The 16,493-nt window shown below is 36.9% G+C and carries 12 protein-coding genes; 6 read left to right on the top strand and 6 right to left on the bottom strand.

Annotation, left to right across the window (positions count from 1 at the left end; all coding sequences use genetic code 11):
* The first annotated feature begins 104 nt into the window (after positions 1 to 104).
* The 4 genes from CW736_RS12740 to CW736_RS12725 all read left to right on the top strand — a co-directional run bounded on the left by CW736_RS12740 (position 105) and on the right by CW736_RS12725 (position 5,022).
* The gene (locus CW736_RS12740; RefSeq protein ID WP_101014716.1) at positions 105 to 644 is read left to right on the top strand and encodes a SixA phosphatase family protein; all 540 of its coding nucleotides are present in this window, start codon (positions 105 to 107) and stop codon (positions 642 to 644) included.
* A gap of 860 nt (positions 645 to 1,504) precedes the next feature.
* Positions 1,505 to 1,753, top strand: a complete 249-nt coding sequence (locus tag CW736_RS12735) for a VF530 family DNA-binding protein (RefSeq protein WP_101015138.1) — start codon at positions 1,505 to 1,507, stop codon at positions 1,751 to 1,753.
* A gap of 134 nt (positions 1,754 to 1,887) precedes the next feature.
* A complete protein-coding gene (locus CW736_RS12730) occupies positions 1,888 to 2,793 on the top strand; it encodes an ABC transporter ATP-binding protein (protein WP_101014713.1) in 906 nt (301 codons plus the stop codon).
* A 6-nt stretch (positions 2,794 to 2,799) separates the two neighbouring features.
* Positions 2,800 to 5,022: an ABC transporter permease gene (locus CW736_RS12725; RefSeq protein ID WP_101014711.1), complete on the top strand. Its 2,223-nt coding sequence runs from the start codon at positions 2,800 to 2,802 to the stop codon at positions 5,020 to 5,022.
* A gap of 232 nt (positions 5,023 to 5,254) precedes the next feature.
* Here the strand turns inward: CW736_RS12725 and CW736_RS12720 are convergent, their stop codons facing one another.
* Complete coding sequence (locus CW736_RS12720; protein WP_101014708.1) at positions 5,255 to 8,386, bottom strand: WD40/YVTN/BNR-like repeat-containing protein; 3,132 nt, start codon at positions 8,384 to 8,386, stop codon at positions 5,255 to 5,257.
* A gap of 372 nt (positions 8,387 to 8,758) precedes the next feature.
* Positions 8,759 to 9,472 (bottom strand): arylesterase, encoded by a 714-nt coding sequence (locus CW736_RS12715; RefSeq protein ID WP_410503949.1) that lies wholly within the window; start codon positions 9,470 to 9,472, stop codon positions 8,759 to 8,761.
* Positions 9,473 to 9,549: 77 nt separating this feature from the next.
* Here CW736_RS12715 and CW736_RS12710 point away from each other — a divergent pair, with 77 nt between their 5' ends.
* Positions 9,550 to 10,239, top strand: a complete 690-nt coding sequence (locus tag CW736_RS12710) for an ABC transporter ATP-binding protein (RefSeq protein ID WP_101014704.1) — start codon at positions 9,550 to 9,552, stop codon at positions 10,237 to 10,239.
* Positions 10,240 to 10,286: 47 nt separating this feature from the next.
* Positions 10,287 to 12,782: an ABC transporter permease gene (locus CW736_RS12705; RefSeq protein ID WP_101015137.1), complete on the top strand. Its 2,496-nt coding sequence runs from the start codon at positions 10,287 to 10,289 to the stop codon at positions 12,780 to 12,782.
* A gap of 101 nt (positions 12,783 to 12,883) precedes the next feature.
* Here the strand turns inward: CW736_RS12705 and CW736_RS12700 are convergent, their stop codons facing one another.
* The 4 genes from CW736_RS12700 to CW736_RS12685 all read right to left on the bottom strand — a co-directional run bounded on the left by CW736_RS12700 (position 12,884) and on the right by CW736_RS12685 (position 16,319).
* Positions 12,884 to 13,612, bottom strand: a complete 729-nt coding sequence (locus CW736_RS12700) for a toxin-antitoxin system YwqK family antitoxin (RefSeq protein ID WP_198519323.1) — start codon at positions 13,610 to 13,612, stop codon at positions 12,884 to 12,886.
* Positions 13,613 to 13,863: 251 nt separating this feature from the next.
* Entirely contained in the window at positions 13,864 to 14,226 is a 363-nt protein-coding gene (locus CW736_RS12695; RefSeq protein WP_101014698.1) for a VOC family protein, read from the bottom strand.
* A gap of 21 nt (positions 14,227 to 14,247) precedes the next feature.
* Positions 14,248 to 15,678 carry a S41 family peptidase gene (locus CW736_RS12690; protein ID WP_101014696.1) on the bottom strand — a complete coding sequence of 477 codons (1,431 nt, stop codon included), beginning with the start codon at positions 15,676 to 15,678 and terminating at the stop codon, positions 14,248 to 14,250.
* 56 nt (positions 15,679 to 15,734) lie between these two features.
* Positions 15,735 to 16,319 (bottom strand): hypothetical protein, encoded by a 585-nt coding sequence (locus CW736_RS12685; RefSeq protein WP_101014694.1) that lies wholly within the window; start codon positions 16,317 to 16,319, stop codon positions 15,735 to 15,737.
* Positions 16,320 to 16,493 lie beyond the last annotated feature (174 nt).

Below are 16,493 nucleotides of genomic sequence, written 5' to 3'. Positions count from 1 at the left end.
TTTTGCTTAAAAATAAAGACTTTTTATCACAGCGCTATTAATAGAACTAATTATTATAGAATAGAGTTGGATTCTTTACTTTTACCGCTATAGATCTATGCATCATGAAAAAAATATTTTTTATACTCTCCTTAGCCTTGGTTTCTTGTTTTAATTCTAATACAGATAAAACACCTGAGGAAAAGGCAAAAGAAAACTTAACGACCTTTTATTTTATACGTCACGCAGAGAAGGCTGCCGATCAAGGTAGCGATCCCGAATTGACAGAAAAAGGAAAGAAAAGGGCAGAGCAATGGGTGAATTATTTCTTTTTAAAAGACCTAGATCACGTGATCTCTTCTGACTTTAAAAGAACTAATGCCACAGCAGCGCCGCTTGCCAAAGCAAAGAATCTAGATATAGAAATCTACGATGTAAGAAAAGTAACTGGCACCTCTCTTTTAGAAACCTATAGAGGTAAAACGGTAGCGGTTTATGGCCATAGCAATACAATTAATGCGTATGCAAATGAACTTCAAAGCGATCGTGTTTATAAAGACCTAGAAGAAACGGATTACGATCATTTTTTTATCGTAAGAATCGATAAAGATGGTAATTCTAATGCTGTTATGGAGTCCATAGATTTTATGGAATACGATAACTAATGGTCAATCTCGTAAAACACCTTTGAAATAGAATTGAAGTGCCCTGGGTAAAGAATAAAACCGCTTAGCTTATAAGCCTTGCACCAAACACAGCAGTGCACCTTAGTACAAGTCGCTGAAAGATCTAAGACTTTATAGTAATTATTGTTCAATAATATAAAGAGTGTTTGTTCCTATTGTTTACTATCATTAGCATGTACATTTAATACCAATTACCAAAACCTATGAAAATATTAAGCTGGAATCTACGTCATCTGGAAGGCGATCTAGATAACGACATCAACAACTCTCGCAAGCAAAAGGTCTTGGAGCAAGATGCCGATATCGTTATTCTTACCAATACAAAGCTAGCTTTTTATTTAGGAGGCGCGTATAAAAGAATTTCGACTTTAGAAATGCCGTTGAGACACGATGGTATCGACTATCAAGAAGGAGAAAACAGAGTGAGTATATATACCAAATACCCCTTTAAAAATAAAGTAAACACTTTTGATGATTACACCAGTGTTTGCCAAATGATAGAGACCCCTTTAGGTAATTTAAATGTTTATGGAACCATCATAGGTGCCAAACAAGAGCTCTTTGAATCGGACTATGTAGAACAAAAAGAAGACCTTGTTAGAATAGAAGGTGCCCTGTGTTATGCAGGAGATTGGAACACTTCCTTTACAGGTGCTTTGTTGCCAGATGAAAAAACCGTTCATGAATTCCAAGAATTCTTAAACGATCAAAAAATAGCTGTTCTTACCGCCGATTTTGAAAACAGCATACATCACGTAGCAGTAAGCAAGTCGTTTTTAAAAGGAAACACCACTCAAGTAGATTTATTACCTGTGGATGCACCCTTATCTGATCAGGAAATGATTCTAATAGAGATCAAAGAAAAGGAGATCAAAAAGCAAGTGAACAACCCATTGCACGGTGTCAAACTTTCTTATATGTTAGAAAAATTAGTCGATCATTACGGTTGGGACGAAATGGGGGATCGCATCAGAATCAATTCTTTTAACTCCAATCCAGGTATCAAATCCAGTTTGAAATTTCTAAGAAAAACCGACTGGGCTAGAAAGAAAGTAGAAGATTTGTATCTGTTTACTTTTGTAGATTAGTCTGTTAGAGGATTAGGAGATGAGTTTTTGAGCTTTTCAACAGGTGAGTCTTATAATTGGTGCGCTGTTTTTAATTATCTTCGGGTTACAAAATACTTGACTAAAAAGAAGTCGCATTAGCTTATCAACCATCCATGACAGCATCTATCATAGAAATTAAAAATCTAAGTTTTTCGTATTCCAAAAATCATCCTATTCTTAAAAACATCAATTTAAATGTTTCCCAAGGAAGCATTTATGGTTTTTTAGGACCTAATGGTGCTGGTAAATCCACTACCATGCAATTGCTCACACATATTTTGCAAGATCATGAGGGGGAGATCAAGGTTTTTGGAAAACCACTAGAAGATCAAACGCCACATATTTTTACAAAAATAGGAGCACTGGTAGAGTCTCCAGCTTTGTATTTACATCTTACGGGCTATGAGAATTTAAAATGCATCACTACATTAAAACGCATTGAAGAAAAACGTATTCCAGAAGTTTTAAAATTAGTAGGTCTTGAAAGTAAAGGAGATTTAAAAGCTAAAAAGTATTCTCTAGGAATGAAACAACGCCTTGCTATTGCTATGACGCTGCTGGGTGATCCAGAATTATTGCTTCTAGACGAGCCTGTAAATGGTCTCGATCCATCTGGAATTACAGAAGTGCGAGAGCTACTCGTAAAACTCAATAAAGAATTAGGCCTCACTATTTTTATTTCCAGTCATTTATTAAGCGAAATAGAAAAAATGTGTACCCACGTAGGGATCATTCATCACGGAGAATTGAAATTTGAAGGAACTATGGATGCGCTGGCACAACGATCAAGTAAGCATCACTTAACGGTGCAAACTAGCAACGCTGCTCTTCAATTAGAACGAGTTAAGGAACATTATAAAAACGCTAAATTAATTAGTAAAAATGAGTTTCAAGTAACTTTAAATAGTAAAGAAGAAACACCACAATTTGCTCAGTTTGCTATTGAAAAAGATATTCCTCTTTATCAAATGAAGGCCGAAGACGGATTAGAGAATTGGTTTTTATCACTTACTAAATAAAGGATCATGTTAGAAAATTTTAAAATCGCACTTCAAACAGAACGCATCAAGATCAAAAGGTCAGGAATCTTTACCCTAGGATTTATTCTGGCCTTAATCATGCCCTTATTATATTTCACTGTTCAAATCATATCAGCTGATATGTACAATGATCAAATAGTTGATACCAACTTCTATTTTGATTTTTACAAAAATCCACTTGTTGGATTAACAGGGTTCTTTTTACCGCTTTTAATCATTATTACAGCGAGTAAAATAGCACAAATAGATCATAAAAATAAAGGCTGGCAGCTTATGGAAATACAACCCATTTCAAAGTCGTCTATTTATTTCTCCAAGTTTTTGATTCTTTGTTTTAATGTGTTCTTAACCATATTACTTTACACCGTTGCTAGTCTGTTTTTTGCGTGGTTGTACCATACATTTTCAAATGTTCATGAATCCTATGATATGAGTTTGCCGCTGTCAGAGATAGCATATGCTAGTTTTAGAGTCTTTGTTGCCTCGTTGGCTATTTTAGCTTTTCAGTATGCACTTTCTGTTGTTATTTCTGGATTTATTTGGTCATTGGTTATTGGTTTTGCCATGTTACTGGCGCAACTATTTCTGTCTTCTTTTCAAATAGATTTGAGATGGTATCCAAATAATTTTCTATTTGTTTCAGGCACGAATCCTACAGGCGGATTAATAGGATCATTTTTTCTTCCTGCGGAGTTGCTGAGTATGCTTTACACCGTCTTTTTTCTGTTTGTAGGTTATAATTGGTATCGATTTAAAGGTTTTTATTCCGCTTTCGCCAAAGCGGTACCTAGAGCAATTACGTCGCTACTTATTCTAGCCGTTTGCTCGGGACTGGCTTATTATTTAATCACTCCTAAAACTTTAGAGGCATTTGACAAAACGGTCGTTAAAGGAACGATTAGTTCAGACAAGAACTTTAATAAGGTTTATATCAGGGACATCATGACTCAAGATACCATGGCCGTAATTCCCGTTGTAAACAATGAGTTTAGGTATGAATTTAAAGAAGAATTGACGCCTCAGTTTTATAATGTACAGTTTGATAAATATAATGGAACAAATATATTTATGGGGGCTAACGATAGCATACAATTAAAAGAAACCTTGTACGGTAAGGATGCTAGAGTCTCCGTTTTAGGGACAAGAATTTCAGAAAACAAACAGCAAATATTTTATGGTACGACTGGTTTTAGTTATGTGAGTTATCAACTAGAAAATAATTCATCTCTTGAGAAAGTGGAGTATTATATGAAAGAGATTTACAATGAATATGAGGAAGATTTGAGCGAGTTAAAAAGCAATATATCTGTAGATCATATCAAAGCTAGAGAAGATTATCTGGGCCGATCTAAAAAATTAATTGCCGTTAAGCACATCAATAAATGGAACAGCTATTTAAAGAAAAAAGCCATTTATAATCCAGAAATACCAATAGTGCTGTCATCTGATATGAACGAATTATTAAATAGCGTGAGCTATACCGATGATGCCTTATTAAGTGATCCATTGTACTTTGACTTTATAAAAAATCATTTAGTAGACTCCAACAAAGAAGCTATTGAAAACGATACCAGCAAGCTGGAATTAATAGCCGATCTAGAGGAAGGGATTTTTAAGAATAAGATGTTATTTACAGAAATTAAAACTCAATTAGGCGAGGCAAAAAAGATCGCATATAGAGACTCTGTTTACAATCAATACTCGGGTGCTTTAACTAACGACTCCTACAGTAAGATCCTAGATGATACGCGTAAGTCTCTTAATAAATTAAGCCGTGGACAGAAAGCTCTAGACTTTATTTCCTATGATAAAGATGGTAAACAATATGCGCTAGCCGACTTTAAAGGTAAATATGTGCTTATAGATTCTTGGGCGAGTTGGTGTGGCCCATGCAAGTTTCAAGAACCCTATTATGTAAAGAAGATGATCAAGTACAGAAAGGAAAATATAGTTTTTGTAAGCATGAACATGGATATAAAGAAAAAGGACTGGTTAGAAGATCTTACCGAAATGAATAAAGAAATATTACAATTACGACCTAAAGACATCAATACCTTTGGCGAGCTTTATAACATCGATGGTATTCCTAGATTCATTTTAATCGCTCCAGACGGTACTATAGATGATGCAGATTTCGTACGACCTAACAGCAATGTTTTTGACGATTTACTGGATAATAAATTAGGATTGAATGACGTGAGTAGTTAGTTCGAGAGTTGTTGAGTTGGTGAGTTTTTGAGAGATTAGATAAAATTTTAATTTGCTACAAACACCAACAACCATCTTGAATTGCTATTTTGAAAAGTAAAGCGAGGAGTCCTAGGAGCGCTTCCATATGGTGGTTTTAATTTAGGTCTAACAAAAAGGGGCGCTATGAATAGCGCCCCTTTATAGAGAAAAAGTTCATGACTTATAATTCACAAACTCAAAGACTCAAAACTTAGTCCTCAAACATATCAATAGTTACCAGTTTCATTTCTGTAACAAAAGCGTTCCACTCTTTTTCTAAGAAGTTCTTAGTTTCAGTATTGACCTCTCTTGCGAGAACTGCTGCTTGATTGTACAATTGTTCTTCGGTAGTGGTTTGTGCTCCCTGACGGCTTCCTATATAGCTAGAAGCTTCGTAAACACGATTCATTACTGTTACTTCAGGATTGCGAGTGATTCCCTGACGTTCATCTGGTGTGCCGAAGTATTTGTTCTGTAGTTTTTCGATTTGTTTTACAATAGAATCGGTGGCTTTAATCTGTTCTTTAAAAGCTTTTTCATCTTGACTTTTAAGTAGCTTTTTAAAGCTACCGGCTGTTTCCTTGTTTTTAGTCAGTTGCGAAGTCACTGCTTCCACATCGCTCATCAAAGATTGCAACTGATCTTGTGCCGCTCGCTTTTCTTTAAGGTGGGCCATTGTGAATTCATCGATACGCGGATCTTCTTTTACTTCGATCATTTGCTCACTGGTCATTTGTCCATAATGCAATACCGCTCTATAAGTTCCAGGGAGCACATCTTTACCGCCTGGTTCTCTTTTAGAATCTCTTACACTTCTAGATGGATAATCAATTCCTTTTTCATCCAGCCTCCACGTCCAAGTGTTGATTCCTTTTTCCTTTGGCACCTTATCAGATAATGTTCTGATCAATTGGTCTCCTTTATAGATTTTTAAGAAAAGAGAATCAGATTTGATGGTATCTGTTTTGGCTTTCAAGTCTTTGTCAAAAAAGTATTTAAATTGTCCATTTGGGCTGCTGCGATTTTCTCCATGAAACATAGCATCTGCACCAAATCTGCTTCCTGTAGGCTGCTGATATCGGGCAAAATAGGCAGTAGGTGGCTCGTATAACTCGATGGCTTTTCTTTGTTTCGCTTTCGCGAAAGCGGTAAAAGGCTCCAAATCATCTAACACCCAAGCAGCTCTTCCAAAAGTTCCAATAATCAAATCGTCCTCACGTGGATGTATCACTAAGTCTTTTACAGAAACCGTTGGGAATCCGTTGGTGTATTTGGTCCAATTGTCTCCAGCATCTATACTTACATAAAGGCCATCGTCAGTTCCAAGAAACATCAGGTTGTTTTCTTCTGGATGTTCAATAATACTAAGCGCATAACTGATCACGTCGTCTTGGTCTACGATACGTGTCCAACTCTTACCGTAGTTGGTGGTGCGGTAGGCATAAGGCTCAAAATTGAACCTGCGGTAGTCGTTAGCCACTAGTAAAGCCTGTCCTTTTTTAGTTTTAGAAGCCTTTATTTGAGTAATCCAGCTCCCTTTAGGCAATCCCTTTAATCCTTTAGTAATATCCTCCCAGTTATCACCTCCGTTTTTAGTAATGTGTACTAAACCATCATCAGAGGCTGCGTACAACACGTCTTTTTCTACGGCACTAGGTTCAATAACGAGAATGGTGGTATGGTTTTCAGCACCTGTAGCATCCATGGTGAGTCCGCCAGATTCAGATTGTTTTTGTTTTTCAGGATCGTTAGTGGTCAAGTCTGGAGAAATCACTTTCCATGTTAACCCTTTGTCTGTTGATTTATGTACAAACTGACTTCCAAAATACAAAGTTGAAGCATCAAAAGGATCCATTTGGATCGCTGCATTCCAATTGAAACGCAGTTCTACATCAGCATCTGGATGCGTGGGTTGTACACTGTAGTTATTACCAGTTTGCCAGTCATAGCGTTGTACCGAGCCTTGCTGACTCATAGAATAACCAAATCGGTTGTTATCAGGGTCTGGGATGACGTCAAATCCATCGCCAAAACTAATCTCCTGCCAGTAACTGTTTCTTATTCCTTGGGCTCTCCATACATAAGCAGGACCGCGCCAGCTTCCATTATCTTGCATACCACCATAAACGTTATAGGGTATTTCCATATCTACATTAATATGGTAAAATTGAGCAACAGGCAGGTTGCCTATAAACCTCCAAGTCTTTCCACGATCACGAGTAATGTTTAAACCACCATCGTTACCATCGATCATGAATTTCCCATTTTTAGGGTGTATGTACCAAGCATGATGATCTGGGTGAACACCATTGTTTGCTCCGTAAGCAGGCATGAGTTGTGTAAAATTCTTACCGCCATCATCAGAAACGTTGATGTAAGTAAATACGGAATAGAGGCGATTTTCATTCTGAGAGTCTACATAAATCTCTGAGTAATAAAAAGGTCTGTTACCGATCCCACTTTTATCATTTATTTTGTCCCACTTGAATCCGCCATCCGTAGATTTATACAAGGCATTTTTCTTTGCTTCTACCAGTGCATAGATGACTTTAGGATTGCTGGGTGCAATAGCAATTCCTATACGTCCTAACTCTCCTTCAGGTAATCCTTCTTTATCGGTTACTTTTTTCCAGTTTTCTCCACCGTCATAAGTAATGTACATTCCTGAACCTTCACCACCAGATTTAAAAAACCACGGGTCGCGTTTGTGTTCCCACATCGCTGCAATGAGTTTATTAGGATTTTCAGGATCCATCACAAGATCTGCCGCACCAGACTTATCGTTGGTGTATAATATTTTCTTCCATGTTTTACCGCCATCAGTGGTTTTAAAAACACCTCGTTCTGGATGAACTCCCCATGGAGAGCCTATAGCTGCTGCGTAGACGATATCTGGATTGGTAGGGTCTATGATCACACGATGTATATTGCGTGTTTTTTCTAGTCCCATCAATTTCCAGTTTTTACCACCATCAAGAGATTTATAGATTCCGGCGCCACCATTTAATGAATTACGCGGATTTCCTTCTCCGGTTCCTACCCAAATTACACTAGGGTTGGACTGTTGTACCGCTACTGCGCCTACAGATGCAGTGGCTTCTTTTTCAAAAATAGGTTCCCAAGTGATTCCACCATTTTGAGAGTTCCACAATCCACCACTGGCAGTACCAGCATAAATAATTTCTGGATTATCATGAACCACATCGATAGAAGTAACACGTCCAGACATACCTCCGGGGCCTATATTTCTAGGTTCTAAGTTTTTGACTAATTCAAGATCTAGTTTTTGGGAGAATGCTTGTGCAGAAATAAAGCACAAGGCAAAGAGAAAAATATGTTTCATATTAGTTTTTGTTGAAGCCTTAAATATAAAACCTAAAACTGAAACCTTGAAGGTTTTAGTAGTTTGTTAGGATTATTTAGTTGAACACGGAACTACATAAATCAAAAATATCCATCATTATTCTCCAGGGTAGGCAATTCATTGCTATATCTAGCCCATAATTTAATTAGAGTTTTATTTCTTAAATTATCCTGCTGATCCAATTAGAATAATGGAGGCTTTATTTTCAAAACGTATTGTTTATACCTCTTGAGTATGTATAAATCAATTGGTTAACAACGGAAGATGATGGTGAATTTGCAAAGTATAATTTGCTTAGAAATATATGCGCTAAGCAAAGCAGTTATCCATGGAGCTGTGGTAGCTTTAAGATCAATTATGAACTTCCTTTAGTATAGGCTCCAATACTTCCCAAACTGTTTGAGCGACTATTTGATGACCTTGAACTGTTGGGTGTATGCCGTCACTCTGATTGAGTGCTGCAATTCCGGCAACATCTTTTAAGATGAATGGAATAAAGGTCAGGTTATTAGCTTCTGCTATTTGAACGTAGAGTTCTCTAAATTCAGTGGTGTACTCTTGTCCCATGTTGGGTGGCAGTTGCATGCCAGCGAGAATAATCTTAGTACTAGGGCTTTTTTTCTCCACCGTATTTATGATCGCCTGAAGATTAGTACGTGTTTCAGATAAAGGGACTCCACGTAAACCATCATTTGCTCCAAGTTCCAAGAGAAAAATATCAATATCTTGATTTAAGGTCCAATCAATTCGGCTTTTACCACCGGCCGTTGTTTCTCCACTTAAGCCTGAATTAATGACTGTATAATTTAAATTCAAAGAGTCAATTTTTTCTTGTAATACAGCAGGAAACGCATCATTGCTATCCTCTAATCCATAGCCAGCTGTAATACTATCTCCAAAGCACAAAATGGTTCCCGTATTATTCTCTGATGCCTCAACGAGTTGGGAGGGTTGAGTTTGTTGTGTTGCTGTTTCTTCTACTGTGGTATTTTTATTTTTATCATTTCCACAACTCAAGATAATAATCAAAGGAATAATATAACAAAGCCTTAAGAGTTTCTGCATAGCTGAAGTTGGTAAATTTAGATTCAATTGTTTACTTTGACCCTTTGACATAAGTTGTCATTTTAATTAAAATTTATATGCCAAAGATATTGAAGATTACTGGGTTAGGAAAGACTTATTCCAGTGGTCATAAAGAATTAACGGTACTGCAAAATATCTCTTTTGAGGTAGAAAAAGGACAAAGCTTTTCTATTGTAGGACCTTCAGGAAGTGGAAAAACAACCTTGTTGGGCTTGTGTGCAGGGCTAGATAATCCAAATACAGGAAGTGTGGAGTTATGTGGTCAAGATTTAAGTCATTTAAATGAAGACCAAAGGGCTCAGTTACGCAATAAGGAAGTGGGTTTTATTTTTCAGAACTTTCAATTATTGCCCACCCTTACCGCTTTAGAAAATGTGAGTGTACCCTTAGAGCTACAAGGGGATAAAGCCGCAACCAAAAAGAGTATGGCTTTATTAGAGAAAGTGGGCTTAGCTGACCGTTCAGATCATTATCCTTCTCAACTATCAGGTGGAGAACAGCAACGTGTAGCTTTAGCCAGAGCTTTTGCTAATGCACCTTCTATTCTATTTGCAGATGAGCCTACAGGAAACTTGGATGAAGAAACAGGAGAAAAAGTAATTCAACTATTATTTGATTTAAATAAAGAAGCTGGAACAACGCTAGTGATTATCTCGCATGATTTAGAATTAGCCAACCGAACCCAGCAGATATTGCGTCTGAAAGGCGGTCAAATTTTAACCAATCAACGCACAGAAGTGCTGTAAATTCATTACCTCTTCTTATGAATCAAAATACAAAATGGCTATTTAAAATGGCATGGCGTGATGCCAAAGCGAGTAGAGTGCGCCTGCTTTTATTTATGGCTTCTATCATTTTAGGTATAGCAGCAGTAGTTTCCATACAATTATTCAGTACCAATCTTAAAGACAATATTCAGCTCCAGTCTAAAGCTTTAATGGGTGCCGATTACATTATCGATAGTAGGAAACAGCCTACGGAGCGTGCGCAAGCCATCATTGACTCCCTAAAGCCAGATGCATCTGAAGTCAACTTTGTGTCCATGATTGCCTTTCCTAAAAGTGGGGGCACCAAACTGGTAAAAGTGCGTGCTTTAAAAGGAGATTTTCCTTTTTATGGCACCATAGATACGGAGCCAGCTTCAGCGGCAAGTACTTACCAAAATAACGGAGGTGCATTAGTCGATGCGACTTTAATGCTTCAGTTTGACATCAAACCTGGAGATTCTATAAAAGTGGGCCAACTCACCCTTCCTATTGCAGGGGCTTTAAAGGCCATTCCAGGGTCTACGGCTATTTCAACTTCTGTAGCTCCCCCAGTGATCATCCCGAATAGGTTTGTGGAAAGCACAGAACTCCTGCAATTTGGCAGTCGCAAGGAATATCAATTCTTTTACAAAGCTTCAGATACGTTAAATTTAAGTCAGTTTGAGAAGAAAATCGATCCCATGCTGGATGCAGAAAATTCAGATTTAGACACGCATACCAGTACTAGTGAACGTTTGGGAAGGAGTTATGAAAACGTAGGCAAATTCTTGTTTCTAGCAGCCTTTATTGCATTGCTTTTAGGCTGTATAGGTATTGCTAGTTCTGTTCATATTTATATCAAAGAAAAGCTGAGATCTATAGCTGTTTTAAAATGTATGGGGGCATCTAGAAGGCAAAGCTTTCTTATTTTCCTTATTCAAATAGCAGGGATTGGGGTAGCTGGTGGTTTGGTAGGGTCGCTTATAGGTGTGGGACTACAGGTTTTATTTCCTTATATTTTACAAGAGTTCCTTCCGTTTACCGTTGAAATAAGTATCTCCTTACAACCCATACTTATAGGTGTTTTTCTAGGGTTGTTGATGTCGGTGTTATTTGCGCTTTTACCATTGATTAGAACTTGGTATGTCTCGCCCTTAGAAGTGTTACGTGTTAATGAAAAAGCTTCTCAAGGGCCTTTAAAAGTGCGATTTTTTGTATTTGCAGCTATACTAGTATTTCTGTTTTTATTTTCATTCTGGTTGCTAGAGGATGCGCTTTATGCCTTAAGTTTTGTAGGTGCTACGCTATTTACGTTTGCTGTTTTAGCCGGGACTGCTTTGTTGTGTATGCAACTCATAAGAACTTACTTCCCAAAACGTTGGGGATTTACCTCAAGACAAAGTCTTTTAAACTTATTTAGGCCAAATAATCAGACGGTCGTATTAGTGGTGGTTATTGGTTTAGGGACATTTTTGATCAGCACCTTATATTTTACGAAAGATATTTTATTAGCAAAAACAGATATAGAGCAGTCGGTAGAAAACACCAATATGATCATTTTAGATGTACAAACGGATCAACGGGATGCTGTTGAACAGCTACTTGTCAGTAATGATCTGCCTGTTCTTGACAACATTCCGTTGGTAACCATGCGTATGCACCAACTGAAAGGTCAGTTGATAAATGAGATTCGGCAGGATTCAACCCGTGAAGTTCGTGGTTGGATTTTAAATCACGAGTTCAGAACTACCTATCGAGATACCTTGATTGCTTCAGAAGAGATTATAGAAGGGCAGTGGATCCCAGAGTTGAAACCTGGAGAATCTGTGGAGATTTCTATTTCTGATAACCTTGCTTCAGATGCTAAAGTAGGCATTGGCGATACCATTGTTTTTAACGTGCAAGGTGTGCTTATGGAAACCACGGTAGGTAGTATTCGTAAAGTAGACTGGGGACAAATCCAACTTAATTTTAGTATTGTATTTCCCAAGGGCGTTTTAGAGAAAGCCCCTCAGTTTAATGTGATCACCACAGCAGTGCCCAATGAAGAAGCTTCAGCACAAATACAGCGCGCCTTAGTGGCTCAATTCCCCAATGTGTCGGTGATAGATTTACGACAGGTGTATACCATTTTGGAAGATATTCTAGATAAGATTTCTTGGATCATCAATTTTATGGCTTTCTTTAGTATTCTTACAGGCATCATTGTTTTGATAGGTTCTGTACGAACAAGCAAATACCAGCGGATTAAGGAAAGTGTCTTACTGCGAACTTTAGGTGCGAAAAACACTCAGATTTTGAAAATTACCGCTTTGGAATATGTGTTTTTAGGACTACTAGGAAGTTTAGTTGGTATCTTGTTGGCTTTGTTAAGCAGCCTCTGTTTAGCGCTATTCGTTTTTAAAGAACCCTTTGTACCATCCTTGATTCCGTTTTTAGTCTTTTTACCAGGTATTACGCTTTTGGTATTAATGATTGGTTTAAGCAATGTTCAAACTGTTCTGCGCAGTTCACCTTTGGAGGTGCTGCGAAGAGAAGGCTAATGTTGGTTTATTATAAGTATGGTGAAGGTTGAATTTGTCAGAGTAAAAATTTATCTATGAACAGAGTTTTCTATGGTATAATAAATTTACTTCCCCGCGGCTTATTCTTTGATTTTAACATCGTTTTTATACACCTCTCTTTTGATTAACTTCCCTCTAGTATTGTAGTTTTCAAAAACCCCATCTTTTAAGTCATTCTTAAAACTTCCTATTTTCATTAATTGACCATTTTTATAGTATCTTTTAGAAATCCCGTTGATTTTTTCATTTTTGTAGGTCAAACTAATAGAAAGTTGGCCATTTGGAAAAAATACTTCAAAGGGTCCATTTTTCTGGTCATTTGTGTAATATCCTTTTAATTTTAGGATTCCATTGTCATAATATTCTTCAACAATTCCTTCTTGTTTATTGTTGGTAAAGGATCCTTTTTGCATTAAAGCACCATTTTGGTAATAGGTTTCAGAAGGTCCGTCTAGTAGATCATTTTTATAACTTGTTTTTCCTCTCAATTGGCCATTCTCATAATACTCCAGGTATGGACCATCCTTTAATCCATTCTTGTAGGTAAGTTTTTCTAATAATTGACCGTTCTTGTAATACATTTCTGAAAATCCTTCTCTTAGGCCATTGCTAATTTGAAACCTAGCCTTTAGTTGAGTATCTGGATAATTTTCATATATAATACCATGGTGTTTTTCACCATCTAATAAAAATACAGTTTGCCCGTCAACTTCTATTTTTTCTATTTGAGATAGCAGTTTTTTGTCTTGAGAGTACAGTAAACTAGATGATAATAGACTGACAAGAATAATTAAAATAGAATTTTTCATAGCTTTCATTAAACTATAAAATTCTCTATTTTAAAATTGGAATTTAATGATATAAATCAGGTTTTATTTTTTTTGGGGAATCAACAAGGTTCTTTCAGAAGGAGGAAATCAATAATGTGGTATATGTAGTTAAATATATTTATTCTCTCAAAAACCTCTTTTGAATAGGCACTGCTTTAGATGTTGTTTTAGGGTTTTGAATCATTCTGCTTTCGCGAAAGCGGAACTAAATAATAAGTATCTGGAATCTGCTATAGTTTCCTCCGCAGCGCACTTATTCTATTCTTAACAGCAGGATAGACTATGAGGTGATTTCTATTGAGATCGACTAAATGCGCTGCAACCCACAACCAAGACTGATCAATTGGATCTTTCTTAAACGAGACTTCTTTAGTTTTTAGATAAGCAAGCTTTAAATCCAGGTCATCACATTCAAAAAAGACTTTGATTCCAGTTCCTTTGGGCAGTTCTTCTACTAAGGAAAGGCTTAGGGTGGTATCACCATCTGGTAGTTCTAGCCTGGCATACGCCTCATGTGTATGAACAATCAACTCTAGTCCTAATAATTCATAAAAGACAATGGCCTTAGGAATATCAAGAACTGTAAGTCTGATTTGATTGAGGTTAAGAGATTTTTAATTAGGCAACTCTTTCCACATCTGGTTGCCAAAGGGTTCTAGTTCATTACTACCGATGATCTCCTCATAAGAAACACTAGGTATAGAAGAACGAGAAGAACGACCATTCAATAGAATATCTTCCAAGCAACGCGCTAAGAGAGGCTCATTCATATCTCCAAGAATACCCAAGTTCTCAAAATCTTCATTTTGAGCAATATCAGGTACTAACCCATCAAAATAGTCGGTATTTCCAACGGAGTTTAAACTTTTAAGCACTAGTGGCTGCATCGCATAACGGTGTGCAGGATTTGCTCCAGATCTTCTAAAGTCTGGGCTATCGTACAAGGTAATACTCGCCTGGAATTTTCCTGCGGTATCGTCACCTACCTGCACCACATTGATATAAGGGTCTAGCGAATTGATCACTAATTCACTGGCGCTGGCGCTACTGCCTGTGGTGATGATATGCACCTTGTTAAGATCGAGCGTACTTAATGTTGTGCCGGAATTGGTTTGGTTTTTAAATAGATTCACTAATCGTTCTGGAGTACTTGCTTGTAATTGTGCCTGTATATCTGGATTCCATTCTTCGGTGGAGTATACATCTGTAATAGGATTTCCAGAAATTAAACTCCCTAAAATGATAGCTGTATTTACAGAGCCACCTCCATTGTACCTTAAGTCCAATACTAAATGAGTCACTCCTTGCGCTATAAAGTCTGCAAAAACGCCATTCAACTGCTCATCAAACTGTGACAAGAAACCAGTGTACATCAAATAACCGATTTTCTGAGTTCCTTGATCGATGACTTCAGTAACTAGAATAGGATTTTCTTGTACGACTTCTTTAGTAAGAGTGATTTCTAATCCGTTAGAAGTGGTAACCCCAGCATTGAGGTCAGCAAGACCTATGGTATAAGTGGTTTGAGCAAGAAGCGCGTTAAAGTTGTCTCTAGAAATACGTATGCCATTAATCGAGTTAAAGATCATACCTCGTTCTACGTTTTCTCTTTCGGCACTGGTATTGGGTTGCACATAACGCACATATCCAAAAACATCAGTGGCACTTCCAGTTTCTCCTACGAGACCAAATTTCATCCCGTTATTCAGGGTGTTTCCAGCAAGAATATTCTCTAAGGCTACATAATCATCAAAAATAACGCTGAAACGATCTGTTCTTGGTCGATCAAATACGAGCGATTCAAAAAAGGTTTCAGGAGAATCAAATTGGGAATGATAAGCTTCGAGCTCTTCAAGATTGGCAAACCTATCGTTTGCCAGCACATCTACATCAGCTTTATAAAGGTAAAAAGCATTCATACCCCTATAGATAAAGTTGTTGATTTCACTTTTGCCAGCAAATACATCATCATTATCCTTGAAACAGCTGGATAAAGTGGCTATAGTTACTAATGATACTAATGTGTATTTAAAAAATTGATTCATCTAATTGCTTATTTTAGGTAAAATTAGGAAAAGTAGTAGCTAATAACTGTTTTTAATTACTTCTCTTTAACGGCAATGGTTCCACAGTTTTGGTTATAAAATTCAATTGCAGTTATAATATTTGTTCTGTGTATTTCTTCATTTTTAATTTTTGCTACTAGAACAGGGCAGTCTTTAAGTTTCTTTAAGAGCCTATTTCTAATCTTCTTACCTATTTTGATTAATTTTTCATTTTTAAGCATATAATAGCTAATTGATGGTTTACGGTTTACTAGAACAGGGGGTAAATTACTGCCAGGACCAAAGGTCATATAACCTTCTCCGCCTTGAGTTTCTATTGCGTAGAGAATAATTGTTCCGTAAATCATTTCCCTAAGAATTCTAGGTTCATTGTCAGCAGTGTTTCGTTTTACGTAACGATATTTTGCTTCACCTATATTAAAGCCTATAACTTGAAGGTGATTGTAAACTACAGGTTTATCCCCTTCTTTTTCTTTGAACTTGATGCCGTCATGACTTCTTACTTTTATAAAACCTTCTTTTGACGTATTGTTTTTTAAAAGTATTGTTGCTTTTTGAAATTGAGCATTAACGATTATGGAAGCTAGTAAAAATAGTAAAACGGGTATTTTCCTGAACATTTAAAAATCTTTTAAAAGTAAAAATAGGGAAAAGGCATTAGAAAATAGTCTTGAAATTGTGATAGGTTAAGAATCAAGAACTATCACAAGGGATTCTGCTCTATAACGGGTTGACATGTGTAATGAATAAACTTTATTAAATTACCAGCTATTCTATCTCTAGACCTTCTCGGT

The organism is Nonlabens sp. MB-3u-79, from assembly GCF_002831625.1.
Classification (GTDB): domain Bacteria; phylum Bacteroidota; class Bacteroidia; order Flavobacteriales; family Flavobacteriaceae; genus Nonlabens.
This window is presented reverse-complemented; position numbering and strand designations above follow the sequence as displayed.